The organism is Streptomyces sp. RLB3-17 (genome assembly GCF_007113425.2).
Lineage (GTDB): Bacteria > Actinomycetota > Actinomycetes > Streptomycetales > Streptomycetaceae > Streptomyces > Streptomyces mirabilis_D.
Genome location: NZ_CP041610.2, coordinates 639,498 through 664,985 on the forward strand (window position 1 = coordinate 639,498; position 25,488 = coordinate 664,985).

Annotated in this window: 20 protein-coding genes; 10 read left to right on the forward strand and 10 right to left on the reverse strand. The window is 69.9% G+C overall.

Annotated features, from left to right (window positions below; all coding sequences use genetic code 11):
* Window positions 1-143 precede the first annotated feature (143 nt).
* Window positions 144-599: a hypothetical protein gene (locus tag FNV62_RS03185; protein WP_144314624.1), complete on the forward strand. Its 456-nt coding sequence runs from the start codon at window positions 144-146 to the stop codon at window positions 597-599.
* A gap of 4 nt (window positions 600-603) precedes the next feature.
* Here FNV62_RS03185 and FNV62_RS03190 read toward each other — a convergent pair whose 3' ends face one another.
* The 7 genes from FNV62_RS03190 to FNV62_RS56940 form a co-directional block, all read right to left on the reverse strand.
* The gene (locus FNV62_RS03190; protein ID WP_143599838.1) at window positions 604-1,071 is read right to left on the reverse strand and encodes an SsgA family sporulation/cell division regulator; all 468 of its coding nucleotides are present in this window, start codon (window positions 1,069-1,071) and stop codon (window positions 604-606) included.
* Window positions 1,072-1,177: 106 nt separating this feature from the next.
* On the reverse strand, window positions 1,178-1,438 hold the full coding sequence (locus tag FNV62_RS03195) for a hypothetical protein (protein WP_143599839.1): 261 nt from the start codon (window positions 1,436-1,438) through the stop codon (window positions 1,178-1,180).
* 112 nt (window positions 1,439-1,550) lie between these two features.
* Window positions 1,551-2,204, reverse strand: coding sequence for a BON domain-containing protein (locus FNV62_RS03200; RefSeq protein ID WP_143599840.1), 654 nt, complete (start codon window positions 2,202-2,204; stop codon window positions 1,551-1,553).
* 146 nt (window positions 2,205-2,350) lie between these two features.
* Window positions 2,351-3,346 carry a LysR family transcriptional regulator gene (locus tag FNV62_RS03205; protein ID WP_143599841.1) on the reverse strand — a complete coding sequence of 332 codons (996 nt, stop codon included), beginning with the start codon at window positions 3,344-3,346 and terminating at the stop codon, window positions 2,351-2,353.
* A gap of 72 nt (window positions 3,347-3,418) precedes the next feature.
* Window positions 3,419-6,088 (reverse strand): AAA family ATPase, encoded by a 2,670-nt coding sequence (locus tag FNV62_RS03210; protein ID WP_164404819.1) that lies wholly within the window; start codon window positions 6,086-6,088, stop codon window positions 3,419-3,421.
* 110 nt (window positions 6,089-6,198) lie between these two features.
* Window positions 6,199-8,886, reverse strand: coding sequence for an AAA family ATPase (locus FNV62_RS03215; RefSeq protein ID WP_144314625.1), 2,688 nt, complete (start codon window positions 8,884-8,886; stop codon window positions 6,199-6,201).
* A 185-nt stretch (window positions 8,887-9,071) separates the two neighbouring features.
* The gene (locus FNV62_RS56940) at window positions 9,072-11,516 is read right to left on the reverse strand and encodes a lysylphosphatidylglycerol synthase transmembrane domain-containing protein (protein WP_143599844.1); all 2,445 of its coding nucleotides are present in this window, start codon (window positions 11,514-11,516) and stop codon (window positions 9,072-9,074) included.
* A 438-nt stretch (window positions 11,517-11,954) separates the two neighbouring features.
* Here FNV62_RS56940 and FNV62_RS03225 point away from each other — a divergent pair, with 438 nt between their 5' ends.
* The 4 genes from FNV62_RS03225 to FNV62_RS03240 all read left to right on the forward strand — a co-directional run bounded on the left by FNV62_RS03225 (window position 11,955) and on the right by FNV62_RS03240 (window position 15,333).
* The gene (locus FNV62_RS03225; protein WP_143599845.1) at window positions 11,955-12,506 is read left to right on the forward strand and encodes an HdeD family acid-resistance protein; all 552 of its coding nucleotides are present in this window, start codon (window positions 11,955-11,957) and stop codon (window positions 12,504-12,506) included.
* Between the two features lie 88 nt (window positions 12,507-12,594).
* A complete protein-coding gene (locus FNV62_RS03230; protein WP_144314626.1) occupies window positions 12,595-13,584 on the forward strand; it encodes a 3-hydroxyacyl-CoA dehydrogenase NAD-binding domain-containing protein in 990 nt (329 codons plus the stop codon).
* Window positions 13,585-14,017: 433 nt separating this feature from the next.
* Window positions 14,018-14,437: an STAS domain-containing protein gene (locus FNV62_RS03235; protein WP_143599847.1), complete on the forward strand. Its 420-nt coding sequence runs from the start codon at window positions 14,018-14,020 to the stop codon at window positions 14,435-14,437.
* 344 nt (window positions 14,438-14,781) lie between these two features.
* Window positions 14,782-15,333, forward strand: coding sequence for an HdeD family acid-resistance protein (locus FNV62_RS03240; RefSeq protein WP_143599848.1), 552 nt, complete (start codon window positions 14,782-14,784; stop codon window positions 15,331-15,333).
* 44 nt (window positions 15,334-15,377) lie between these two features.
* On the opposite strand, the gene FNV62_RS03245 is transcribed toward FNV62_RS03240, so the two are convergent.
* Window positions 15,378-16,121 (reverse strand): AraC family transcriptional regulator, encoded by a 744-nt coding sequence (locus tag FNV62_RS03245; RefSeq protein WP_144314627.1) that lies wholly within the window; start codon window positions 16,119-16,121, stop codon window positions 15,378-15,380.
* 54 nt (window positions 16,122-16,175) lie between these two features.
* Here FNV62_RS03245 and FNV62_RS03250 point away from each other — a divergent pair, with 54 nt between their 5' ends.
* On the forward strand, window positions 16,176-17,375 hold the full coding sequence (locus FNV62_RS03250; protein WP_144314628.1) for an MFS transporter: 1,200 nt from the start codon (window positions 16,176-16,178) through the stop codon (window positions 17,373-17,375).
* Window positions 17,376-18,090: 715 nt separating this feature from the next.
* Here the strand turns inward: FNV62_RS03250 and FNV62_RS03255 are convergent.
* On the reverse strand, window positions 18,091-18,852 hold the full coding sequence (locus FNV62_RS03255; RefSeq protein WP_097282390.1) for a helix-turn-helix transcriptional regulator: 762 nt from the start codon (window positions 18,850-18,852) through the stop codon (window positions 18,091-18,093).
* A 55-nt stretch (window positions 18,853-18,907) separates the two neighbouring features.
* Here FNV62_RS03255 and FNV62_RS03260 point away from each other — a divergent pair, with 55 nt between their 5' ends.
* Complete coding sequence (locus FNV62_RS03260) at window positions 18,908-20,263, forward strand: MFS transporter (RefSeq protein WP_097288631.1); 1,356 nt, start codon at window positions 18,908-18,910, stop codon at window positions 20,261-20,263.
* On the opposite strand, the gene FNV62_RS03265 is transcribed toward FNV62_RS03260, so the two are convergent.
* On the reverse strand, window positions 20,253-21,704 hold the full coding sequence (locus FNV62_RS03265; RefSeq protein ID WP_144314629.1) for a PucR family transcriptional regulator: 1,452 nt from the start codon (window positions 21,702-21,704) through the stop codon (window positions 20,253-20,255). The two genes, FNV62_RS03260 and FNV62_RS03265, sit on opposite strands and share 11 nt — an antisense overlap.
* Before the next feature lie 104 nt (window positions 21,705-21,808).
* On the opposite strand from FNV62_RS03265, the gene FNV62_RS03270 reads away from it, so the two are divergent.
* The 3 genes from FNV62_RS03270 (at window position 21,809) to FNV62_RS03280 (ending at window position 25,275) form a co-directional block, all read left to right on the forward strand.
* Window positions 21,809-23,344: a purine-cytosine permease family protein gene (locus FNV62_RS03270; protein WP_054228478.1), complete on the forward strand. Its 1,536-nt coding sequence runs from the start codon at window positions 21,809-21,811 to the stop codon at window positions 23,342-23,344.
* Window positions 23,345-23,417: 73 nt separating this feature from the next.
* Window positions 23,418-23,819 carry a YybH family protein gene (locus tag FNV62_RS03275; RefSeq protein ID WP_054228477.1) on the forward strand — a complete coding sequence of 134 codons (402 nt, stop codon included), beginning with the start codon at window positions 23,418-23,420 and terminating at the stop codon, window positions 23,817-23,819.
* Between the two features lie 16 nt (window positions 23,820-23,835).
* Entirely contained in the window at window positions 23,836-25,275 is a 1,440-nt protein-coding gene (locus tag FNV62_RS03280) for a gamma-aminobutyraldehyde dehydrogenase (RefSeq protein ID WP_144314630.1), read from the forward strand.
* Window positions 25,276-25,488 lie beyond the last annotated feature (213 nt).

Here is a 25,488-nt window from a genome sequence, read left to right on the forward strand (position 1 = left end):
TCCGGGTGGGGAAACAGCGGCTTCCGTCGGATGACGCAACCACCTACCGTGCGACGGGAACGGCCCGGACGACCGCCGTACGGCCTGTCGGGCAGTCGTCCGACGGAAGCCCGACAGGCCGCCGGCCGCCTAGCTTCAGCATCATGAGAAGAACGGAACGAGTGACCTCTCCAGTGACCGTGGCCGTCAAGTCCGGTGACCTCCGGCTTGCTTGTGACATCTCCACCGCCCTGCGTGCCCGGCCCCGTGTGTGCCTGCTGCGACCGGAGCAGGAGGCACGCGCGGAGGCCCTGCTCGTCCTGGCCACGCAGCTCGACGAAGAGGCGCTCGCGCTCATGCGCGGTGTGTGCGGGGAACATGGCCGGCCGCGCATCGTGCTGGTGGCCCGGTACGTGGGGCGCGCCCAGCTTGCGCGGGCAGTGCGTCATGGACTGGTCGACGTGCTGCCCCGGCGCACCGGGCTCGATCAGATCGTCCTCGCCCTGTTGCGTACCCGCGAGGGGCGGATGCGCCGGTCCGACTCCGCCCTTGTCGATGGCCTGGATCTGCGTCACCGAGCCCAGGCCATCGACGGCGTGGCACCCTACTGGCCACCGTAGGCCGTTAGCGGTCTCCCTGTGCCAGAACGTGCGCGAAGGCCTCGTCCCAGTCCGTCGAGAGGCCTTCCGTGCCGAAGGGAACGGATCTGAGCGTCTCATCGATCCAGGCGCGCAGGGGGTCGACGCGGCCTTCGAGGAGTGCCACGTCGGTCCGTCCCTGGAGAAACATCCAGAAGCTGTCCCCGCCATGGTGCTGGCACGGAGGCCAGATCCGTACATCGCCGTCACCGCTCGGTCGGTGCAGGCCGGTCACGAGCAGTTCCCGCGAGAGCACCCAGGTGACGGCGCCCCCGACGTCGTTGAAGAACTCGACGCGCACTTCGAGGGGCTGGGCGTGGTCGTAGCTGAAGCGGGCCTGGATCGGCAGTGTCTCGTACAGGGACACGTGCCGCCACATCCTCAGGGAGAGCTCCGCGCGGTCCTGTTCTGAGGAACGTACGTCCCTGGCTGGTTCGTTGTGCGAGCGGGCCATGTGTTTCCCTTTCTGTGCTGAGCTGTGCCGGGGCGCGTGAGCAGCGCCCGGCGCGACCCTTGGGTGTGCCCCTCGTGCCGCGCCGGGCGCAGTCGGCCCCCCCCTGTCAGATGGCCGGGTTCTTCAGGCTCCGCCGCTGGTGAACGACGATGTAGCCGAGCAGTGCGTAGCCGAACAGGTGGCCCGTGGTGCGGGCAAGCCGGTGGCGCGGAGCGTCACGGAACCAGTGATGGTGGGAGGGTGTGCGGGAGACCGCCTTCGTACCGGCGACCACCGCGAGCGCGTCCCGCAGCAGGTTTTCGAGCTCGGCGCCCGGTTCGCGGAACCGGCCGGTGCCCTTCTTCGTGGATCGAGCCGCGTCGTGCATGGCGTGCTGTGCCTCTCGGTCGGGTTCGGGTGGTCCTGGGAAGAGGAGCGGGCCGGTCCCGCGGGGTTTCCCGAAGGACCGGCCCTTGTGAAACTCCTGACGCGGCTTGGTGTCAGCCGGTGATGTACAGGTCGTCGCGTACGTCGTAGACGCCCGGGGCCATCCAGGCGGCCGCGATCACGGCGTCGTGCTCCGCCCACGTGCGGACATGGCCGGTGAGGACCACCGTGTTCCCATCGGTGGTGACCACGACTTCGCTGTCGTCGAGGATCAGCGCGTTGCGGTCCAGCGCGTCCGACACCAGCAGGGTGACGTCGACCGGGTCGGCGTCGTCGGAGATCTCGATCTTGTTCTTGATACCGCGGACTCCCGTGAGTCCGGCGACCGCGTTCTCCGCGGCCTGCCGCTCCGAGCCGTACCGGACAACGCCGGTCAGCTTCAGGTTGCCGTTGCTCGCGGTCGCCTCGACACCGACCGGCACGGCGATGTTCATCAGCAGCACGCTGTTCGCCGTCTCGGCCAGCGTCGCGTCGTCGCGCTCGTGCGCGGCCGGCAGCACCACCTCGAGGTTGTTGTGGACCTTGGTGACGCCGGACACACGCTGCGCGGCGGCGGCGGCTTCCAGGTACTGGAGGTAGCTCGGGACGGTGCCGGTGAGCCTTACTTCACCCGCCAGGTTGTGAACGGTGATGTCCGTCGCGTCCACCAGCGGGTCGAAGACGAGTTCCGCGTCGACCGACTGGCGAATGTCCTTTGTCTTGCTCATCAGAGGGAGCCTTCCGTTCCGGTGAGAGCGGCGAATTTCCGCTTCGTCATCAGTTCACCGCGAAACCTCGGTGCCAGTAAAAGCGATGCGGACGATTCTGGTATTGGTCTGCGCCATGGATTCCATGACATAGGCCGGGTAGCGGTTCAGGGGGCAATCTTTTCGGCGATTTCGAAAAGTACCTGCTGCAATTCACGGGGGAGGTCCGTGCTCCACACCAGACCGGCGGTGGCGGTCAGCGAGGACCGTTCGACGCGAACGGCCACCATCTCGTGACGGCCTGCGTCCGCCGTCGACTGCGGAGCGATCCCCACGGGGCGGCACGGCCCCGTCAGGACGGCGCTCGGCCGGCTCCCGGTCGCGGCGAAGGCCAGCGTCATGGGCAGCGACTGCCGAAACGGCGGGTCGGTGAAGTCGAAGGACGGGTTCCTGCTCCGCAACACCGAGCGCCATGCGTCGTACGTTCCGGGATCGGCGTGCCGAGGACCGTGGATGATGGGCATGCGGGCGAGTTCGTCGAGGCCGATGGCCCCGTTCACCGCCCCCCGGTGCCGTGCCGGAATCCAGACATCGGGTTCGAAGGACCCGATCTCCATCACGTCGAGGGAGTCCGACAGCGCACAGTTCACCGGGCTCATCCAGCCCAGAGCGGCGTCGGCCCGCCGCTGAAGGATCGAGGAGAAATCAGCGTCCAGCGCCGTCTCCAACCAGGTCACGTCGACCTCGGGAGCCGCGGATCGCAGCCGCGAGACGGTCTCCGCGGCGAGCGTGGGCGGCAGATACGGCTGAACGACGAAACGCAGGCGCGACCGGCCAAGACCCGCCGCCCGCCGGGTTCGGCTGACGCCATGATCGACCAGAGAGAGAACGGCCCGGGACTCCTCCAGCAGTACGGTGCCGGCTTCGGTCAGCCGAACTCCTTCACGCCGACGCTGCAACAATGGCGTGCCGACGAATTCCTCCAGACGCCGAATCTGCTGACTCAGTGTCGGCTGCCCGACATACATGCGCTCCGCGGCATGTGTGAAGGTGCCTGCTTCCGCCACTGCCACGAAATAGCGCAGATGGCGCAGTTCGACACCATGGGGTGCCGAATTCTCAGAATCGAGCAAGGAAATCGATCCGTTCTCGGCTTTTCCCATGCAGTCCCATCCGGCCACTCGACAGAAGCGGACTCCTGTCATGCTGCCGGAGGTCCCGCTGCCGGGCTTGCGTCATCCGACTGCCGCGATGTCCTCACCGGGGGTGTCGGGCCGTGCCCTGCCGCGGTACATCGCCACAACCGCCCTGCGCAGGCTGAGCCGCTCGGCGATCTCGTCGTCCGGAAGCCGCAGGGCGGACAGCTCGGTGATCTGCCTCAGCCGCTCGGCGGACGACTCGGGCCAGTCGATCGGGGCCCCCGTTGCCTGCAGTTCGAGTCGTGCCTCGTCACCACACGGGAGCGCACCGATCCGGTCGAAGGTGGACTGCGCCGAGGTCAGCAGCGACTGCGCCTGATGGATCCGTTTGTGGCACCGCAACCATGAGCCGTACGCCAGCTCGACTTTCGCGCGGGCATAGGGCCAGTGGGACAGATCCTGCCGCAGCGCCGCCAAGTAGAAGTCCTCGGCGTCTTCGTCGGCGGCCAGGACCGCACGGGCGTACAAGAGGTGGACATGCAGAAGCGGCGACGGCGTCTCCCGTGCGATCACCTCCAGCTCCGCCACCAGCTCTCGGGCGTCTTCTCGATGTCCGGCGCGTACGGCCGCGTCCGCGAGGAACATCAGGCTCAGGAAACCGTTCCGCTGGTGGAAGCTGGGTTCGGCCGGATCGAATATCGCCCGCAACGTCCGGTAGGCGTCCCGGTTCCGCCCGGCCGCCAATGACACCAGTCCACGGGTGAGTTGAAGCGCCGACAGCATCACGTTCCGGCCGCGGGCCTCTCCCAGTTCGGCCTCGGTGGCCGCCCGCAGTGCCTCCTGCGCATCACCGACGAACGCTTTCAGCATGACGTCGCACACGAGCTGTGTGACTCCCCATGCCGGCTGCCCCGTCTCCGCTGCCAGCCGCCTCCCCTCCTCGGCCGTGTCGGCGGCCCCCACCAGGTCCCCGAGCAGCACGTACGTAAACGACTGCGTGGTCAGCACATGCGAGAGAAGTCCCAGTCGGCCCTGCCGACGCAATGTCCCCTCGGAGCGGGCCAGCAGCTCGGCCGCCAGGGCCATGTGCCCCACCCCGTGCGCGGCAATGCCCAAGAGCCGCAATGCGTCCGCATCGCCGCCGGGAGGCATCCCGGCCAGTGCCTCGACGACCTGCCGAGCGCGCAGCACCGGTTCCCCCGCCGCCAGGGCCAAGACGTAGCGCGGATCACCCGCCATCTCGGGCAGCCGGTCGACGCAGGCAACGACACGAGCCCGGGCGGCCGGCCCGGTGTCGCCCCACCAACTTCGCAAGGCAGCCGCCAGGAGAATGTCGAGCGCCAGATCGGGATCGGCAGGCGCGGACCGAAGGGCGAGGTCGCACAACTCGTTCACCCGCGCGGCGCCCCCGGGAGTGCGGTCGAACATCTCGCGGAGCCATTCCATCCGCGCCCGGTCCAGGTCGGTCAGGTCAGTCCTGGCAGCCGACTGCAGCAACTCGTGGACGATGTCCTCCCGGCCCATTCCGAAGGCGTGCCCGGCCGCCATCAGCAGTCGGTGCCCACGCAGCGCCGACCAACTCGTCAGCTCTGCCGACCGCTCGAGATCATTGATCGCCGCGAACACCGCGCCCCGGCTCAGCGCCTGCGCGGCATTGGCCTCCAGAGCGTCGGCAATCCGGTCGTCCGGGCCCACGATGGACTGCGCGCGGTGCCAGGTCCGCCGGTACACATCGTCCAGTATGTCCGCCAGCGCCCGGTGAGCCGACTGCTGCCGGGCCAGGCTCTCGGCCTGCAGGATTCCCGAACGCATCAGAGGGTGCAGGAAGGCGACCCGGCCGTCTTCCACGCTCACCAGTCCCACCGCCTGCGCAGGGTCGAACACGTCAGGAGTGACCGGTTCACCGCACAGGGCCGAGGTCCCGGCGATGATCTCAGCGAGGTCGCCCGCCGGGTCGACAGCCGCGACGAGCAAGGCGTCCCGGGCGCCAAAGGGCAGTTCGGCCCCACGCCCCGCGAACGCGTGCTCCAGCCGGTCGGACAAGGTCAGCGGACGCAGTCCACCGGAGGGCGCGGCCGCCATCGCGATCGGCAACTCGCGCAGCGCCAGCGGATTGCCCAGCGCCACTCGCTGGATCCGCCTGCGCTCGACCGGACACAGACCGGGAGCATGAGCGGACAGGATCTGCGCCGCCGCATCGTCGTCCACGCCGCCAACGGTCAGTTCCGGAAAGCCGGCGTGAAGGAACGAGCCTGTATGGCCCCGGCGCATCGCGGCGATGATGACCACGGGTCCCGCCACACGCCGCCCGACGAACGTCAGCACCTCGTGCGACTGGGGATCCAACCACTGCACATCGTCGGCCAATACCAGTACCGGCCGGTCGGCCGCCACGGCCGCCAGCAGATCCACAACCGCCAGAGCGATCAGGAACGGATCCGGCGGCGGAGCCTCGACCAGGCCGAACGCCGCCAACAACGCTTCTCTCTCGTGCCGCGGAAGCAGTGAGACATGATCGAGCACCGGACCCACCAACTGGTGCAGTCCCGCGAAGGGAAGCGTCGCCTCGCACTCGACACCGGCCAGCCGCAGTATCCGGAACCCCCGGGCCCGCCCTCTGGACTCCACCTCATGCAGCAGCGACGACTTGCCGATACCCGGGTCCCCGAGCATGAGCAGCACCGCACCGCTCGGCGGCGTAGGTTCGAGGAGCCTCGCCAGCACAGCGATCTGCCGCTCCCTTCCCACCAGCACCACCGCGCCCATGGCTCCCTCCCAACTCCCCGGAGCCTCCACGCTAATCGCTCCGCACCATCGGCGGCTTGCGTCGTTTGACTGATCCCACCCACGCATCCGGCGGTGCGGCGAGCACAGGTTCAGCGGTCGCTCGCGTCCGACTCCGGCAGTTTCAACAGCGGCGCCAGCTCACTGCGCGAGGTGATTCCGAGCTTGGGAAAGGCTCTGTACAGATGGGCGGCGACCGTACGGTGTGACAGATGCAGTCGTTCCGCTACCTCCCGGTTGGAGAGCCCTTCCGCGGCCAGCCGGGCGATCAGTGTCTCCTGAGGTGACAACAGCTCCGTGACGGACGGAGGCGGGTTGTCAGCTGCTTGAGCAGCGTTGCGGCCCGCCCAGTCGGAGGCTCCGATGAGTTCGAAGGCGGTCCGTGCCGAGAGCAGCATCGCGCGCGAACGAGCGGCCTGCCGACGGCGCCGCAGCCAGTGCCCGTACGCGTGTTCCGTACGTGCCTTGACCAGCGGCCAGCGGCCCAGGTCCTGACCCAACGCGACCATGTACAGTTCCTCGGCCTCCGCGTCGGCGGCGAGCACGGCTCGCGCGTACGGCAGCTGGACGTGCAGCAGCGGGGCGGGAGTCACGCGTGCCGCTTCCTCCAGGACCGCGAGTATGTGCGCGGCTTCATGACGGCTGCTGCCACGATCCGCCGCCATGGCGAACGGCATCACCGCGGCGAAGCCCTGCCACCGCAGGCCCTCGTGCGGCGGGTCGAGGAGCGGCCGCAGCTCTTCGAACGCCTCGGTGTACCGTCCCTCACCGAGCCGCGCCACACCACGGGCCAGCCGTAGCGTCGGGATGAGATCGGTGCGCTGCCATGCCGCCACGGTGTCGGCCAACTCCACCGCACGTTCGGCTTGCCCGCGCAGTGCGGCGGCGACCGCGTCCGTGCCGGTGAGCGCGGCGACTAAGGCCGGCTGTCGAGTCTCGGCGAGAATCCTGCGCGCTTCTTCGGTGAGGTGCGCGGCACGCGGCCAGTCCCCGAGCAACAGCAGGTCGGCAGCTTCGGTGAGGAGTGTCTCCGACAGCAGACCGAGTCGGCCCTGCTCGCGCAGAATCGGTTCTGCCCGGCCGAGCAGGTCGACCGCGCGGACCGGATCGCCGATCGCGTGCGCGGCCATGCCGAACAGCCGGAGGCCGTCGGCGTCAGGGAGGTACCACACCGTCTCGTTCGAAGGCAGCCGGTCGGCCACCGTCCGGCCGTGGAGCACCGGTTCGGCCAGCGCCAGAGCCGCGACGCGCCGTGGGTCGCTCGTGCCGGTCAGCCGCTCGGCGGCCGCGACGACGCCGGCACGCAGAGCGGGGTCTGCACCGGTCCTGTGAGCACGGAGCGCCGCGCTCAACAACAGGTCGAGAGCCAGATGGGGATCGCCGGCCGACAGCTCGGGGATGTCCCGCACGCGCGTCCGGGCCGGGCCGGGCTGCGGGTCCGCGTCCGAGATGTCCCGCAACCACCAGGCCTTCGTCCGGTCCGCGTCGCTGAGCTCCTGACGTTCTGCCTCGTCTACCAGGGAGTGGGTCAGGCGTGTGCGGCCGAGACCGTACGCATGCTCGGCCGCACACAGGAACCGATGACCTCGGGTGGCCGAGTCCGCGGTGAGCTGCGCCGATCGCTCGAGCGCCCAGATGGCCGCGACGACGCCGTGACGCCGGAGCAAGGAAGCGTGAGCATCCGCCAGTTCGTCCGCCAGCTCGTCGTCGGGGCCGTTGACGGACTGGGCACGATGCCAGGTGCGCCGGTCCGGGTGCTCGGCCAGCACCTGTGCCATGGCGGCGTTGGCGGCCTGCCGACGGACCGGGGTCTCCGCCTCCAGCACCGCGAACCGGACCACGGGATGGAGGAAGCGCAGTGTCGTCCTGTCGAGTCGGATCAACGAGGCCTCGACCGCGCGGTCGAGAAAGTCCACCGCAACGGCGCGCCCCGCCAGGACGGAGGCGGCTGCCAGGATCTCCGCGAGGTCTCCGACCTGGTCGACGGCCGCGGCCAACAGGGCGTCCCGGGCCTGCGCCGGCAGCTCGCCGAGCCCGGCCGCGAACGCCGTCGCCAAGGCGGAGCTCACCGGCAGGTGGGCCCACGAACCCGGCGGCCCTGCCGGGCTCCACGCTGCGGGGAGTTCAACCAGCGCGAGCGGGTTGCCGAGCGCCAACCCGAGTATCCGCTCCCGAACGGCAGGAGGCAGCATGGCCGCATGCCGGGCCAGCAGCCGTCGCGCCGAGGGCTCGTCCAGCACCGGCACGTCCAGTACGGGCACATCCGGCATGTTCCGTCCTCTGCGAAGTGCAACGAGGATGACGACCGGGTTGTCGCTCGCCCTGCGGGCCATGAACGCCAATACGTCTCGGGTGGGCCCGTCGAGCCACTGCACGTCGTCGACGATCACCACCACGGGCTGCTCGGCCGCCCTCGTGGTGATCAGGTTGAATGCGGCCAGGGCCACCTTTAAGGGCTCCGGCGGTGCCCCGGAACCGATCTGGAGGGCCGTACGCAGGATCCCGCCCTGTTCCGCGGGCAGGGCGTCCGCCGTGTCGAGGACCGGCCCCAGCAACTCGCGTAGACCGCTGAAGGGTGCGCCGCCGGAACGCCCGGCAACCTCCAGCGTCTGCCATCCCGCCGTCCGGGCGCGTTCGGCTGCGGCCCGCAACAACGCGGACTTGCCTACACCCGGGCCGCCCTGCAGTGTCATGGCGCCACCGGCAGCGGGCAGCCTTCCCATCAGTTCCTGCAGGACTCTCAACTGCTCGTCGCGGCCAAGGAGCCCGCCCTCGTACACGCGTCTCCCCAGTCTTCCGGTAGGCTCCACGCCTTCTCAGCGAGATCGTAGGTGAACGACGGCGGCAGGGCTTGAGTCATGTGACTGGACCCAGCACCACAAGGCGTCGATACCGAGCCCACGCAGCGTACGACGCGCGGGTGCGCCGTGAACACCGCCTCGCCACCCATCGCCGAACTCGCACGTCAGACGTAGCCTCGCCGCCGCACCACGCTCAGGGCCAAGGCGCCCAGCGGGACGTTCAGCCAGAACGTGAGCAGCCGGTAGACGAGCACGGCCGACGTGGCCGCCCCGGCCGCCACGCCGAGCGTCGTCAGACCGGCGATCAGTCCGGCCTCCAGCGCGCCGAGGCCGCCCGGCACGGGAGCCGCGTTGGCGATCAGGCGGGCCGCCATGTACGCGGCACCGACCTGGATGAAGGGAAGGTCGCCGCCCAGCGCGTGGAGGCTCATGGCCAGGCCGACGATCTGGATGAGGGGCAGGCCGAGAGCGCCGGTGACGCCCACGACGACCTTGGCCGGTTCGGCCGCGATCCCGGTGACGGTCGACCCTGCCGCGCGCAGGAACGGCCATACCTTGTCGTGCAGGAAGCGACGGCCGGGCGGGGTGAGGAGGAGCAGACCCCCGGCGGCGAGCGCCAGGGCGATGGCCCACAGAAGATACCGGCTCGCGGGCAGGTCCAGATGCACTCCGCCGTGGCGCTGTCCCGCCCAGGCGAAGAAGACAGCGGCGACGACGGCGTTGGAGACCGCACCGGCCAGGCTCTGTAGCCCGACGGAGGCCGTGGCGGCCCCGGTCTCGATGCCCGTCTTCTGCAGGTAGCGCAGATTGAGCGCCATGCCACCCACGTTGCTCGGGGTGATCCGGTTCAGGAACGAACTGGCGAACTGCACCTGGTAGGTGGGGCCGAACGGCAGCCTGTCCGGGATGGTGCCCCATTGCAGGCAGGTCGAGAACGCCTGCGAGACGAAGGTGACGGGCAACACCGCGAGTACCCACCACCAGTGCGCGTCGCGCAGCGCGTCGACAGCCGCGGGAGCGTTGGCCAACTGCGGCAGCACAAGGTGGAGAACCAGGAACGCGCCCGCCAGGCCCACGGCGCTCTTCCACGTGAAGCGAGCCAGATGCGCGAGCGGAACCTGCGGCGCGCCACTGGCCGTTCGGACCTCGACGGCGAGATCACTCAGCAGACTGGGGCGACCGCCGGCACGCAGCGTTCGCCGTCGGGCACTCTGTCTGGCCGCTCGTGCGCGGGCCTGGTCGTACCGGGCGACCTCACGTCGCGCGGGGCCCATCAGCGCCAGCGGCTGCAGGTACGGCAGCGCGGTCGCCAGCAGTTCCGGTCCCAGGCCGGCCAGTGCGCACGCGGTGGCACGCTGGGGGCCGATCCGTACCGCGGTCGTGGCCAGCAGCTCGGCGATGTCGCTGCCGAGCACCTCGGGCGGAGCATTGAGCTGGGCACGCGCGAACGCGGAAAGCCGGCTCTCACCGTCCGGTTCGACGAGGACGTGCTCCGGGCGCAGTGCCCGGTGTCCCAGTCGATGCTCCTGGAGGCGGGCCACGGACGTCCACACCCCGATGAGGACGTGGTCGGTCGTCTCCTCGTCCGTCAACGCGGACAGCGGACGGGCGTCCTTCTCGACGGTCGCCACGAGCGCGCCGCCGCCGGCCACCGGATACGCCATGACGGGTTCGTCCACCCCAGCGCCGGTGCGGGCCGCGAAGACCAGCATGAGGAGTTCGTGCTCGGCTGACCCGAGCGGTGACTGGGCGGTCGCGTCGGCCGGGTGGCGCAGGAGCGTCCGTCGGGCGAGCCGGTGGAACAGATCACGGTTGTGGTCCTCGGCAGCGAGCACCCGTACCGCCACCCGGGAACCGGCGGTGGTCTCGGCTCGGTAGAGGGTCCCCTCACCAGGACTCTGCCCGTCCGAGGGCAGCTCACGCAGGGTGGCCACCGGGATTCCGGAGACGACGAGGGCGTCGGCGACCGCCTGCGCCGACGGGCGGTCGGCCGGAGCCCCGGCCAGCAGCAGCACGGCCGACCCGGCCGCGCCGCCCACGGCGAGTGCGGCGACGGCGTCCAGCGGCACGATCCCCGCGGCGGCGACGCTCAGCACGGCACACACGAAGGTCAGCGACCACAGGGCCCGCCGCCGACGCGCCCCGAGCCATGGGCCCGCCGCGCAGGCCGCCGCCGCGCAGGCCGCCAGGTACACGGCCGACGGCCAGCCCGCCTGCACCAGACCGCCCCGGCCGACCAGCACCTGCGGCCACGCGTCCGGCCTGCTGCGCACCAACGCCAGGTGCGTGAGCGACCACGCGACCAGTGCGCCCAGCGCCGCCGCGGGCACAACCCGCAGAACGGGGTCGACCCGCCGCCGTACGGACCACACCGCCAGGGCGGCGATCGGCGCGAGCATGGCCACCACCTGCACCATTCCCACGAGACCGTCCCGTAGAGCCGGAGGCAGCGCGGTCGCCGTGCCGAGCAGTCCCTGCTGCACCGCACGGGCGACATCGCGCGTCGCGACCGCCAGCAGCACCATCACCACCAGTGAGGCCAGGGACACCAGCAGCCGCCACAGATCGGCCGTCCGGCGGACGGCCCGTCGGGGCGGAACATCGATCACCGGCGCCACAGAGCCTTCCGACGTGCCAACGGCGTCCGAAGCCGACTGGCTGCCATGGTCTTCGATCACTTTGATCACGCGGCTCCTCGTCGACAGGCCGAAAGCCAGGATGCGGCACCCGCACCCCCCTCCAAGCCTCCTCCCCCACTCGGGCGGCACCGATGCTGCCTCCGGAATGTGGCTCGCGCATCCGTCACATGACCGCATTGCGTCCTGCGACAGTCCGCCGCCACGTGCTCACGGACCGGTCCGTCTGCCGGCACGCAGTGCCGAAGTAGGGACCGCAGTCGGATGACGGATCCCATCCGGGCCGGCCGCGCCTAGCGTCCGATGGGGAGAAGCGCCCTCGAGCAACGTCGGGCGCACCGGCGCGCATGCCTCGCCTCTCCCTCGCTTCCTGTCAGGAACGAGACAACACCCTCACCCTGGGAGATCACGATGCTCAACTCGCCCAACGCACTGCTCTGGCGCAGCCTGCTGGCGATCGCCGTCGGAGTGGTCGCCGTGGCATGGCCCGGCATCACCATCGGCGCATTCGTCATTCTGTTCGCCGTCTACGCGTTCATCGGCGCGGCGATGGACAGCGCGCGAGCCTTCAGCAGCGACCGGGTGGGCCCGGTCTTCGGCTGGCTGCTGCTCGCCCTGCTGTCGGTCGTCGCCGGTGTGGTCGCGCTGGCGTGGCCTGGCATCACGGCCCTTGCTCTGACGATCTGGATCGGCGCGTGGGCGCTGACTACGGGCGCCATGGAGATCGCCCTGGCATTCCAACGCGGGGAAAAGCCGGGCGAGCGGGCGCTGTTCGTGCTGTCCGGTCTCGTGTCGGTCGCGCTGGCCTTCGTGCTCTTCGTCCGGCCGGACATCGGCGCGGTCTCGCTGGCCAGCGTCTTCGGGCTGTTCAGCATCTTCTACGGCACCGCGGGCACCGTCGCGTCCTTCCAGGAGCGTCGCGTCCTCAAGGACACCGGCGGTACGCAGCCGGCACACACCTGAGCCGACGCCACTCCTGACGCACCATCACCCGGTGTGTCCCCCTTGGCCGGTTGAAGTCCTCCGGCCCGCATACCCAGGAAGAGCCATCATGAACGAATCTCACCTCGCCACCCACGGCACTCTGGACACCCACCGACGCGTCACCGTGGTCGGCGCCGGGGTCATCGGTTCCTCATGGACCGCCCTGTTCCTCGCCAACGGCCTGACCGTCACCGTCAGCGACCCCGTGCCCGACGTCGAGCAGCAGGTGCACGACCAACTGCAGGAGACCATCCCCACCCTGCGTGCGCTCGGACTCCCCACCGCCGACCTCGACCGCAACCTGCGCTTCGAAGCCGACCTCGGCAAGGCGGTCGCGGACGCGGATGTCGTGCAGGAGAACGGCCCCGAGCGCCTGGACGTCAAACAGGACCTCTTCGCCCGGATCGAGCAGGCCGCACGTCCCGACACCCTGCTGCTCAGCTCCACCTCGGGCATTCGCGCCACCGACATCGCACAAGCGCTGCGGCAGCCCGAACGACTCGTCATCGGGCACCCGTTCAATCCGCCGCACCTCATCCCGCTGGTGGAGGTCGTCGCAGGCGAGAAGACCGACCAGGAAGTGGTCAAGCGCGCCGTCGCCTTCTACACAGCGCTCGGCAAGAAGCCTCAGGTGCTGCGCAAGGAGGTGCCGGGATTCGTCGCGAACCGGCTGCAAGCCGCGCTGTTTCGCGAGGCCGTCAACCTCGTCGTACAGGGCGTGGTGACCGAGTCGGAACTCGACAACATCGTGACCTCCTCCGTCGGCCTACGCTGGGCTGTCGCCGGTCCCTTCCGCAGCTTCCACCTCGGTGGCGGCTCCGGCGGCCTGCCCCACTTCCTCGAACACCTCGGCCCCGGCCTCGAGAGCCTGTGGCGGGACCTCGGTACCCCGGTACTCGACGAGTCAACGGTCCAACTCCTCTCGGGACAAGCCAGTTTCGGCGCGAGCATCGAGGAACTGGAGGGCGCACGCGACGAAGCTCAGATCAAGGTGCTCCAGGCGGTGTCCGCACCGTCCACCCTCGCCATCGAGCCCAAAGCAGTGAGCATGCGATAACCGATCAGCCTTTCCTGCAGGAACTCCCCGACGGTCGACGCCGCTCCGGGCACCTGCACGGCCATGACCCCGCGCGGGCGCGGACGGTCCGTGAGCACGGCATACGCTCACTGGTGACCGTCCCCGTCCGCGCGGTACGCCGTGCTGGGTACGGTGGTGTTCCTCCGCACCGAGGAACCAACCCGCTGTCCGGCGCCCGGACGGCCCGCAGGGCCGGCAGCACGACCAGGCTCCATAGCTGGCAACGCACGTACTCCCAGAAGCCGTTCAGTCCGCTCGGCGAAGGTCACCGACAATCCCGAGCGTGGTACGACGGTCAGTCACTTTACAGAAGCCCCAGCCGACAGCTGTTCGACATGGTGCTCTCATCGATCCGCGCCTTCCCCGTTGGCGGCTCTCCTGAGGCAGCCACGGTGGTGCGCCCCCAACAAGCATGAACGGGCTTTCCATGACCGATCGTCGACCGCTCCGTCCGTCGTCCGTCGCCCTTGCGGCTGCTCCGACCCTCGAACGCCTGCTACGGAATGAACCACACCTGCGTGTCATCTCGACGATCTGCCCGTCCGGGCTGCGGTTCGAGGGAGAAATAGACCTTTGCTCCCGCGAGGTACTGGCCGCTGCTCTGGATGAGGCGGTCCAGTTCGGCAGTGGTGATCTGCACGTCGATCTCACGGACGTCACATTCATCGACGTCGCCGGAATCCGCATGATGACGACCGTTGCGAGGACTCTGAGCCGCGACGGCCGCCGTCTACTGCTGCACGCCACGCCGCCCGGCGCACGCAAGGTGATCCATGTCATGGGTTGGGAAAAGACCCCCGGCCTGATGCACTGCGTCGGCGCAATGCTGTAGCGACCCCGTCATTTCGCCGGGGTACGGGCGGCGGCATTTTCCCTGCCAATGAGGCTGCCCACCGTCGAGGTCGTGAAGGGCCGTCAAATTAGTGCCGCAGAGCACGCACTGTGTGACTCCATGCGGGCAAGGACGGCGGTGTCCTCGCCTCCGACACACCCTCGCCGGTCGTGAGCAGGCCAAGGGTGAAGTAGCGGAAGCAGTCGCATGACAGATCTCGACGGAGAGCCACGACTCTGGCGTTCAAGGCGAACGCCACGGCCTCGGACGAGGTCGGGCAGCGCACCGTGCATTCCCGCTTCGTGTCAGGAACGAGGCGACTCCCTCGTATCTGGAAGGTCACCATGCTCAGTTCGCCCAACGCACGCCTCTGGCGCGGCCTGCTCGCCGTCGTCATCGGTATCGTCTCCGTCTCATGGCCCGGCATCACCGTCGGCGCCCTCGTCATCTTCTTCGCCGTCTATGCGTTCATGAGTGCGGCGACGGACGCTGCCCGTGCTTTCGCCGGCGACAGAGTGGGGCCCGTATTGGGCTGGCTGCTGCTCGCCCTGCTCTCGTTGGCGGCCGGCGTGATCGCGCTGGCGTGGCCCGGCATCACGGCGCTCGCGCTCACCATCTGGATCGCCGCGTGGGCGCTGACGACCGGTGTCATGGAGATCGTCCTGGCATTCCAGCGCGGCGAGAAGGCGGGCGAGCGGGCCTTGTTCCTGCTGACCGGCCTGGTGTCGATCGCGTTTGCGTTCGTGCTGTTCGTCCGTCCGGACATCGGCGCGGTCTCACTCGCCACCGTCTTCGGGCTGTTCAGCATCGTCTATGGCGTCTCGGCGGTCTTCGCCTCGTTCGAGGAGCGTCGCCGCCGTGCCGACCCGAGCCGGTCCGATCCGGTCAGCGCCTGAGCGGCAGTCGCGGGCGCGGCGTCGGCGGTGCATGAACCGGTCTGCTAGCGGGGCTGATGTGAACCTGGAGTGTGTCCGAAGGTACGGCGGAAGACATCGATGAACGCACTGGCCGACGACCAGCCACACATGTGTGCCACGGTGGTCACCGGGATGTTCTCGGCAAGCAGGACCAAGGCATGGTACAGGCGCAGTTGGGTGCGCCACTGCGGGAAGGTCATGCCGAGATCGACTTTGAAGAGGCGGGAGAGGGTGCGGTCGCTGGCGCCGACCTGCCTGCCCAGTGCGGCCAGGGTGCGGTCGTCGGCCGGATTCGTGCGCAGGATCTCGCACACTGCCCTCAGCTGCGGGGTGGTCGGGGTGGGCAGGTGCAGGGGTTGCTGGGGGGAGGCACGCAACTGGTCGAGCAACACGGCTCGTAGCCGCCCGCGTTCGGGGCTGTCGTCGTGCGGAGTGTGCGTGTAGGCGAGGATCAGTTCCCGGAGGAGGGGCCCGACGCTCAGCACGGTCGGCTCGTCCAGGCCGAGCGGGTTGTCACTCGCGGGCAGACCGACCAGGTGCAGTTCGAGTTCGCCGTGGGCCTGGTGGGCGTGCACGGTGCCGGCCGGTACCCAGATGGCGCGAGTGCCCGGCGCGATCCACGAACCGGCGCCGGTCGTCACGGCCAGCACGCCGCGGCCCGCGTAGACGATCTGGTGGTCGTCATGGCGGTGGGCGTCGATGGCGGCTCCGGACGCCAGCCACTGGGTGCGGGTCGGCGCTACGGGGTCGTGGCAGATTTCTGTCATTGACTGGCAGATTATCGGAAGCGCGCCATCGTGTGCAGCGTCGACCATGGCGATGTGCCAAGGAATAAATCGATCATCATGCTTTCGGTCGGCCATGCCTGCGTGGACATCTACCAGGGCGCGGTCGCCTCACTGGTCCCGTTCTTCGTCGCCGAGCGCGCCTACAGCTACGCCGCGGTCTCGGGCATCGTGCTCGCCGCGTCTGTGCTGTCCTCGGTGGCCCAACCGGTGTTCGGCCTGCTCACCGACCGCTGGGCGATGCCGTGGATCCTGCCCGTGAGCACGGTCCTCGGCGGACTGGGCATCGCCCTCAGCGGCCTGAGCGGTTCCTACCCGCTGACCCTGGTGTTCGTGGCGGTGTCGGGCGTCGGGGTCGCCGCCTATCATCCCGAGTCCGCCCGCGTCGCGCGCCTCGTCAGCGAGGGAAGCCACACCGCGATGGGCTGGTTCTCCGTCGGCGGCAATCTCGGCTTCGCCGCCGCGCCGCTCATGGTCACCGCCGTCGTGGCCTCCGGCGGTCTGCGTCTGTCGCCGCTGCTCGTACTGCCCGCCCTCGCCGGCGGCCTGCTGTGCCTGCCCGCCCTGCGCGCGCTGCGGAGGAAGACGGCCCTCGACGGCTCCGGCACCACAGCCGCCGTGGGCACCGACGACAAGGCCTCGTTCCTCAAGCTGTCCCTCGCCGTGGTCTTCCGGTCCGTCGTCTTCGTCGGCCTGAGCACCTTCATCTCGCTCTACGCCCGGCAGCGCACCGGCGGCGGTACGGCGGCGGGCACCGCCGCGGTGTTCGTGCTCTACATCGGCGGCGCGCTGGGCTCCGTCCTGGGCGGCAGCCTCGCCAACCGCTGGGACCGGGTCACCGTGGCCCGCTGGTCCTACCTCCTCACGATCCCCGCCGTCGCGGGAACCGTGTTCGTCCCCGGCCCGGCGGTCTACGTGTTCGTGGCGCTGACCTCCGCCGGCCTGTACGTGCCCTTCTCCCTGCAGGTCACCCTCGGCCAGGACTACCTGCCCACGCGCGTCGGCACCGCCGGCGGGATCACCCTCGGGCTGACCGTCAGCATCGGCGGCCTGGTCAGCCCCCTCATCGGCACCGTCGCCGACGCGACCTCCCTGCGTACCGCCCTGACACCACTCATCCTGATGCCCGCTCTGAGCTGGCTGTTGTTCCGCACCCTGCCCGAACCCACGGCACCGAAGCCCATGGCGGCGACGCGGGCGAAGTCGAGTACTGCCGGAGCACCTGTGACGCGCTGATGGCACTCCGATTGACTTCTACTGCCGGGCTGACGGTGATCACCGGGGCGTGGTAATAGCTCTGCGAGGTGTTGAAGGTCGCCCGGAGAGTGACGGTTCCGGGGGCTGCGCAGACGGAGTAGTCGGTGATGGGGCCGGAGCCTGCGGCCGGGGAGACGGACGGCTGAACCAGTGCGGGTGGCGGGGACCGCCGTCCGCGGCGGATCCCTTGGCCGGTGACGGCAGCGAGGCGCTCGTGCCGCCCGCCGACGGTGAGATGGACGGCGGGGCCGAGTCGAGCCGGTTCGGCGTGCTCTCGTACGGCCCGCCACCTCTGGTGTTGTCCGGTACGGCGCCCGGCATCGACACCGAAGACCGCACGCCGCTCGCGCCGACCAGCAGCGCCGCCCGGGGTAACCGCCGCCCGACCGGGGGCCCAAGGGCCGTTTTGGCCGTGCCGGCTGCCACTTCGGCCGTGTCAGCAGCCGCCGGATCCGGAGGCTTGACGGTGAGCTCCGCAGCCAACGCGACCGCCGCCTCGGACATCGGCGGCGCCGTGGTCTCGGGCTCCGGCCCGGACTCGGAATCGTCCCCGGACCCGGACCCGGCCCGGCAATGGCAGCGGAGCCTGCACCCAGCTTCGGCCGGACATCGCCCCCCCGCCAAGAGAAGACCGCTCATCATCTACCCGGCCAGACTCCACATCGCAGGCATCTCTTGTGGTCGGACTGTGGATCTACCCACCGGATCCGATGCGATAGGTTCCCGGTGTCTGGCCCATGGTGCGGCCGAACGTGTCGATGAACGCACTGGTCGTGGCCCATCCGCACTGTCGTCCCGTTTCGCTGACGCTCGCTCCTTCCGCCAGCAGCACCATGGCGTGAAAGACCCGGATGTTGGTCCGCCATTGCGGATACGTCATGCCGAACTCGGTCCTGAACAGCCGGGCCAGGGTGCGCTCGCTCACGCCGACGCGCCGTGCGAGCCAGGCGGCGGTCCGCGGTTGCCGCAGATCGTCGGTCACCAGCGCGCACGCCTGCCGCAGCAGGGGGTTGTTGGGGGTGGGCAGCGTCAATGGCTCTACGAGGGCTCGCCGCAGCCGGTCCCGCAGGACGGCGCGCAGGCGGCGTGCCTCCTGCTGCGGGAGGGACGGTTCACTGCACGCGATGATCAGTTCACGCACCAGGGCGTCCACGACCACGACGACCGGCGCCTCGGACCTCAGCAGGACGTCGTGGGCGGCGAAGCCGAGCGTGTGCACAGAGCTGTGCCCGTGTACCCGGTGCTGATGCCAGGTGCCCGCCGGAATCCACACGGCGCGTGCGCTGGACGCCACCCAGGACGCCTCGCCCGTCTGCACGGCCACCACACCGGCGCTGACGTAGAGAAGCTGGTGATAGCCATGCTGGTGGCGGCCGATGACCTCACCCGCGAGGTGGGCATGGGTGCTGTCCCTGGGTTCCGCCGCCGCCTTCTGCGCCTGACCGTTTTCCGACATACGACGGCAGAATATCGGAAGCGGCGCACCGTGCGGTGCTGCCAGCGTAATGACCATGCCCACAACATCCGACACTCCGCGTGATCTTCCCCCCGTCGCCCCACCCGCGCTGAAGGCCCGGCTGGCCTCCTGTCTGCGCGGCGTCACCCTCGACACGCGCCCGCTGGCGCACCCCGTCTTCCGGCGTCTGTTGATCGGGCAGAGCGCGGCCTACGTCGGGACCATGGTCACCGGCGTCACCATCCCGGTACAGATCTACGCGCTGTCACGGTCGTCGCTGTCCGTGGGGCTGACGGGACTGGCCGGCCTCGTGCCGCTCGTGGTCTTCGGCCTGTACGGCGGTGCCATCGCCGACCGGTTCGACCGCCGTGCGCTGTACCTGGCGTCGGCATGCCTCACCTGGGTGACCACACTCGCCCTGCTGCTTCAGGCAATCACCGATCTGCGCTCGGTTCCCCTCATTCTCGCCCTCGTCGCCGTCCAGGCCGGCGCCTTCGCCGTGTCGTCCGCCGCCCGGGGCACGATCATTCCCCGCATCGTTCCGACACCCCTGGTACCCGCCGCGAACACGCTGTACTTCACCGCCGGCAACGTCGGGCAGGTCGCCGGGCCGCTTGTGGCGGGCATCCTGATCTCACTGCCGAACGGCTACTGCTGGGCCTACGGCGCCGACGCCCTGCTGTTCTCTCTCCTGCTGTACTCGGCCGTTCACCTGCCCCCGATCATGCCGACCGGATCGGGGGCCCGGACCGCTGGGCTGCGCTCGGTCTTCGACGGGCTGCGGTTCATCGCTGCCGCCCCCGTGCTGTGGATGTCCTTCGCGGTCGACATCGCGGCGATGACGTTGGCCATGCCGACCGCCCTCTTCCCGGAAGCGGCACAGGTGCGCTTCGGCGGAGGAGTGGGGCTGCTGTACTCGGCCATCGCCGTCGGGTCGGTCGTAGCGGGGCTCTTCAGCGGATGGATCGGACGCGTGCGCCGCCAAGGCCGGGCCCTGGCCGTCGCCGTCACGGCCTGGGCGGCGGCCATCGCCCTCGCGGGCACCGTCCACCACCTCCTCGCCGCCGCGGCCCTACTGGCCGCTGCCGGAGCGGCGGACCTCGTCAGCGCGGTCTACCGCGAGACGATTCTGCAAACCTACGCACCTGACGCCATGCGCGGCCGTCTGCAAGGCGTCTTCACGGTCGTCGTCGCCGGCGGTCCCCGCCTCGGAGACCTGCGCGCCGGCGCCATGGCCTCCGCCACCGGTCTCGGCCTCGCATGGACAGGCAGCTCACTGCTCTGCATGATCGTCGTCATCGTCGGCGCACTGCTCGTGCGACCGTTCTGGCGCTATACCGTCACCTCGGCACAGCCTCCGTCCCCACCCACGCAGCCCTCCCCGCCCGCCACTGACCCGCTCAGTCGGTGAGGCCCAGCGCCCCCGCCGCCTGGATCGCCAGCCAGACCTCGGCCAGGGCTCCCGTCGACGTCAGGTCACGATCGGCGAGGGCGCCGAAGCGGCGCAGCCGGTAGGCGAGGGTGTTGGGGTGGATGTGGAGCGCCGCCGCGGCCGTCTCGGTACGGCGGTCGCGCTCCATCCAGGTGCGGGCGGAGACCAGTAGCTGCGAGTCATGGGTCTCGTCGTAGCGCAGGACCTCGCCGAGCACGTGCTCGACCAGCGCGGTCAGGACAGCGGGGTCGTCGGGCAGCCACCGGCCCGTCGAGTCGTCGCCGTAGCGGACGACGGGTCGACCCGACTCCACGGCCTTGGAGACCGCCCAGAGCGCCTCGCGCTGGGCGACCCTCAGTGCGGCGCCCGGCAGGAAGGGGCGGCTGATCCCGGCCGCGACGGCCGGGAGCTCACCGACGGCCGCTCCCAGTTCCGGTGCCCCCAGGACGTAGCGGTCCTCGCCTCGGGTGAGCAGCAGATGGGGTCGGTCCTCCAGACAGCGCAGCAGCGCCTCGTCGGTGGTGTGGCGCACTACGAGGAGTACGGTGTCGCCCTCGATCGCGTGCCGGGCGAGCCGGCGGCGCGCCGCCTCCGGGTCGAGCACCTCCTGCAGCAGTTCGGCCAGCGTCTCCGCACCCTCGCGGCGCAGCGTCTCGCGTTCGTTGCGCACCATCGCCAGTCGCAGCGCCGCCACGGTGGCGATGTGCTGGACGACGGCGAGTCCCGCGGGCTGGGCGCCCTGACGCTCGTAGGCGACGAGAAAGCCCGCCGGGCCCCCGGGCGCGGGCACCGGGAGGACGAATCCGCCGGGGATCGTCGGTGGAGCGTCGACGGAGGCGGGCAGGACAGCGGGAGCCGGTACGGGAACGCCGGGCAGGAGGGGGCGGCCCTGCGGTGTGCAGAGGTAGACGTCGTATCCCGACAGGCCTTCGAGACGGCGCAGAAGTGTCGGCGTGTCGAGGTCCTCGGCGACCAGCCAGCGCAGTGCGCCGAAGACCTGGAGCTGCGCGCCCAACCGGTGCCGGGCGTCCTCCTGGGCCGCGGCCGCGATCTCCTGGGCGACGGCGATGAACGGGACGGCGAGCGGCACTTCGAGGACCGGGAAGCCCCGCTCCTCCGCCGCCTGGAAGAACGCGTCGTGCAGCGGGGGCATGTGCAGCTGCGCGGAGAGCGCGAGAGCGGACACCCCGGCGTCGTCCAGCCGCTCCAGATAGGCACGCTGTCCGGCCGCGGTACGGGGGACCGCGAGGCCCGCCGTCATGATCACCTCGGCGCCGAGGAGCCAGGGCGTCGGATCGGCGAGCTCGCTGGCGTGCGCCCAGGACACGGACCGGTTCAGACCGCCACTGCCGGCCTTCACGGAGAGCTGGAGCGCCGGGAAGGAGAGCAGGTCCCCGACGGTGAGTTTGTTGCTGGCCACACAAAACAGCGTACGTCTCTGTGATGGACACAATTGTCGCTGGTCAGCCATGGGCCACACACTGTGAAACCGTCCCCCTTGCATGAACGGAAGGTGAAGCGCCCGTGACGAGCTCGATCACCGAAATCGAGACCTATGGTGTCGAGCGGATCCCGGACGAGGACCGCACGGCTCGCCCGATCGACCTGTTCCGGCTCGCCTTCGGCGGTGCCAACACCTTCGCGACCTGTGTGCTGGGCGCCTTCCCGATCCTCTTCGGACTCTCCTTCTGGCAGGGACTCGCGGCGACCGTCCTCGGTCTCGTGGCGGGTGCGCTGCTGCTGGCCCCGATGGCACTGTTCGGACCTGCCAACGGCACGAACAACGCCGTCTCCTCCTCCGCGCACCTGGGCGTGCACGGTCGGGTCGTCGGCTCGTTCCTGTCCCTGCTCACCGCCGTCGCGTTCTTCTCGATCTCGGTGTGGTCCTCGGGAGACGCGCTCGTCGGCGGCGCGCACCGGCTCGTCCACGTCCCCGAGTCGGACGTCACCTACGGCATCGCGTACGCGATCTTCGCCGGGCTCGTACTCGTCGTGTGCATCTACGGTTTCCGGTTCATGCTGCTGGTCAACAAGATCGCGGTACTGGCGGCATCGGCCCTCTTCGTGCTGGGCGCCTTCGCCTTCGCGGGCGACTTCGACCCCGGTTACGCGGGAACCTTCGCCTCCACCGCCGACCCGCTGTTCTGGCCGTCGTTCATCGGCGCCGCGCTGATCGTGCTCTCCAACCCGGTCTCCTTCGGCGCGTTCCTCGGCGACTGGTCCCGCTACATCCCGGCCGGGACTCCGCGCCGCCGGGTGATGGGGGCCGCGTTCCTCGCCCAGATCGCCACCCTGCTGCCGTTCCTCTTCGGCCTGGCCACCGCGTCGATCATCGCGTCGAAGGCCGCGAAGTACGTCGACCCGGCCGCCCCGAACTACGTGGGCGGCCTGCTCGCGATCTCACCCGGCTGGTACTTCCTGCCGCTCTGTCTCATCGCCCTGATCGGCGGCCTCTCCACCGGCACGACATCCCTGTACGGTACCGGGCTCGACTTCTCCAGCGTCTTCACGCGCTTCAGCCGCGTCCAGGCCACCTTCTTCATCGGCGCCCTGTCCATCGCGTTCATCTTCGCCGGCCGCTTCGCGCTCAACCTCGCGCAGTCCATCTCCACCTTCGCCACGCTGATCATCACCTGCACGGCACCGTGGATGATCGTCATGACGCTCGGCTATGTCACCCGGCGCGGCTGGTACGACGCGGACGCGCTGCAGGTCTTCAACCGGCGACAGCGCGGCGGCCGCTACTGGTTCACGCACGGCTGGAACTGGCGCGGCATGTCCACCTGGCTCGTCTCCGCCGTCGTGGCCCTCCTCTTCACCAACCTGCCCGGCCAGTTCGTCGGCCCGCTGGGCAACCTCGCGGGCGGTACGGACATCTCGCTGCCGGTCGGCCTCGCCCTCGCGGTCGTGCTCTACCTCGCCCTGCTCACTCTGTTCCCCGAGCCGCGCGCCGTGTACGGACCGGCCGGACCCCGCTTCGTCCGGGCGTCGGATGCCCCGGTGCCGCCGATCACCGGCGGCAGCGAGGAGATCGTCCCCGAACCCGCCGCGGCCCACTGAGGCCTCACTCCCCCGTAACCGCACTCCCGCCGTTCCGGCCCCGCCGCCGAACGCCCGTGACCAGGAGCCGTGCATGAGCACCACCACCGTCCAGGAAGTCCGGACCGCCGCGGACGCGCTTGTCGCCGCCTTCGCCGAGGGCCGCCTCGACGACTACTTCGGCGCCTTCGCCCCCGACGCGACCTTCATCTTCCACACCACCCCGCAGCGGCTCGGCTCCACGGCCGAGTACCGCGCGCTCTGGCAGCAGTGGGTGGAACAGGACGGCTTCCGCATCCTCGGCTGCACCTCGTCGGCACAGCTGATCCAGCACTTCGGCGACACTGCCGTCTTCAGTCACGACGTCGAAACCCGGGTCGCCACCAACGCCGGCGAGGAAACGGTCCACGAGCGGGAGACCATCGTCTTCACCCGCGCCGACGACGGCGGCTGGGTCGCCGTCCACGAGCACCTGTCCGCCCGTACCGCCGCCTGACCAGGAGAGACGTTCCATGAGCATCACCTTCCGCAACTACATCGACGGTGCGTTCGCGGACGCCTCGGACGGCCGCACGCTCGATGTGGTGGACCCCACCACTGGTGACGTCTACGCGACCTCCCCGCTCTCGGGGGCGGCCGACGTCGACGCGGCGATGGCGGCCGCGGCCGCGGCGTTCCCCGTCTGGCGCGACACCACGCCGTCCGTGCGGCAGCGCGCGCTGTTGAAGATCGCCGACGCGATGGAGGCACGGGCCGACGAACTGGTCGCCGCGGAGAGCCGGGACACCGGCAAGCCGCTCCACCTCACCCGCAGCGAGGAACTCGCCCCCGCCATCGACCAGGTCCGCTTCTTCGCGGGCGCGGCCCGCATGCTGGAGGGCCGCTCCGCCGGCGAGTACATGGAGGGGATGACCTCCATCATCCGCCGCGAGCCGGTCGGTGTGTGCGCGCAGGTGGCGCCGTGGAACTACCCGCTGCTGATGGCGGTGTGGAAGTTCGCCCCGGCGCTCGCGGCGGGCAACGCGGTGGTCCTCAAGCCCTCGGACACGACCCCGGCCTCCACCGTGCTGATCGCCGAGATCATCGGCGGTGTCCTGGAGGAGTTGGCACTGCCCCGCGGAATCTTCAACGTGATCTGCGGCGACCGTGAGACCGGCCGCCTGATGGTGGAGCACCCGACCCCCGCGATGGCCTCCATCACGGGTTCGGTACGCGCCGGCATCCAGGTCGCCCAGAGCGCGGCCAAGGACGTCAAGCGGGTCCACCTGGAGCTCGGCGGCAAGGCCCCGGCGGTGATCTTCGAGGACGCCGACCTGACGAAGGCGGTCGAGGACCTGGTGGTCGGCGGCTTCTTCAACGCCGGTCAGGACTGCACGGCCGCGACTCGCGTCCTGGTCCACGAGTCGGTCCACGACGAGTTCGTCGCCGCCCTCGCCAAGGCCGCGGCCGACACCAGGACCGGGCTGCCGGACGACGAGGACGTGCTGTACGGACCGCTGAACAACGCGGGCCAACTCGCCCAGGTCAGCGGCTTCATCGAGCGCCTCCCCGAGCACGCCAGGATCGAGACGGGCGGCCACCGGGTCGGCGAGCAGGGCTACTTCTACGCCCCGACCGTGGTCTCCGGGCTGAAGCAGGACGACGAGATCATCCAGAACGAGGTCTTCGGGCCGGTCATCACCGTCCAGTCCTTCACGGACGAGGCCCAGGCCGTGCGGTACGCCAACGGCGTCGACTACGCGCTGGCCTCTTCCGTGTGGACCAAGGACCACGCGCGGGCGATGCGGATGTCGAAGAACCTCGACTTCGGCTGTGTGTGGATCAACACCCACATGGCCCTCGTCGCCGAGATGCCGCACGGCGGCTTCAAGAAGTCCGGCTACGGCAAGGACCTCTCCGCGTACGGCTTCGAGGACTACACCCGGATCAAGCACGTCATGACGTCGCTCTGACCTCCGGCTGACATCCAGGAACTCTTCGGCCGCCCCGGGCCTGCCCCGGGGCGGCCGACGCGTCCACACCACCCGCCGCACCACCCGCCCCATCCCCCGGCACCGGATCGGGCGACCGCGCAAGCCGGGGCCCGTGCCGTCCTCGCGGGCCGGGCCCGGAGAATCCGCACAACAGCGCCACACGGACTGCACACAGGCTTTCGAAAGCCTCGT

Excerpts from the sequence above, each read along its gene's own strand:
- FNV62_RS03185 (WP_144314624.1), top strand. The coding sequence starts at position 144 with ATGAGAAGAACGGAACGAGTGACCTCTCCAGTGACCGTGGCCGTCAAG.
- FNV62_RS03225 (WP_143599845.1), top strand. The coding sequence starts at position 11,955 with ATGCTCAACTCGCCCAACGCACTGCTCTGGCGCAGCCTGCTGGCGATC.
- FNV62_RS03190 (WP_143599838.1), bottom strand. The coding sequence starts at position 1,071 with ATGGCCCGCTCGCACAACGAACCAGCCAGGGACGTACGTTCCTCAGAA.
- FNV62_RS03240 (WP_143599848.1), top strand. The coding sequence starts at position 14,782 with ATGCTCAGTTCGCCCAACGCACGCCTCTGGCGCGGCCTGCTCGCCGTC.
- FNV62_RS03205 (WP_143599841.1), bottom strand. The coding sequence starts at position 3,346 with ATGGGAAAAGCCGAGAACGGATCGATTTCCTTGCTCGATTCTGAGAAT.
- FNV62_RS03260 (WP_097288631.1), top strand. The coding sequence starts at position 18,908 with ATGCCCACAACATCCGACACTCCGCGTGATCTTCCCCCCGTCGCCCCA.
- FNV62_RS03200 (WP_143599840.1), bottom strand. The coding sequence starts at position 2,204 with ATGAGCAAGACAAAGGACATTCGCCAGTCGGTCGACGCGGAACTCGTC.
- FNV62_RS03280 (WP_144314630.1), top strand. The coding sequence starts at position 23,836 with ATGAGCATCACCTTCCGCAACTACATCGACGGTGCGTTCGCGGACGCC.
- FNV62_RS03255 (WP_097282390.1), bottom strand. The coding sequence starts at position 18,852 with ATGTCGGAAAACGGTCAGGCGCAGAAGGCGGCGGCGGAACCCAGGGAC.
- FNV62_RS03230 (WP_144314626.1), top strand. The coding sequence starts at position 12,595 with ATGAACGAATCTCACCTCGCCACCCACGGCACTCTGGACACCCACCGA.
- FNV62_RS03210 (WP_164404819.1), bottom strand. The coding sequence starts at position 6,088 with ATGGGCGCGGTGGTGCTGGTGGGAAGGGAGCGGCAGATCGCTGTGCTG.
- FNV62_RS03275 (WP_054228477.1), top strand. The coding sequence starts at position 23,418 with ATGAGCACCACCACCGTCCAGGAAGTCCGGACCGCCGCGGACGCGCTT.
- FNV62_RS03195 (WP_143599839.1), bottom strand. The coding sequence starts at position 1,438 with ATGCACGACGCGGCTCGATCCACGAAGAAGGGCACCGGCCGGTTCCGC.
- FNV62_RS03245 (WP_144314627.1), bottom strand. The coding sequence starts at position 16,121 with ATGACAGAAATCTGCCACGACCCCGTAGCGCCGACCCGCACCCAGTGG.
- FNV62_RS03235 (WP_143599847.1), top strand. The coding sequence starts at position 14,018 with ATGAACGGGCTTTCCATGACCGATCGTCGACCGCTCCGTCCGTCGTCC.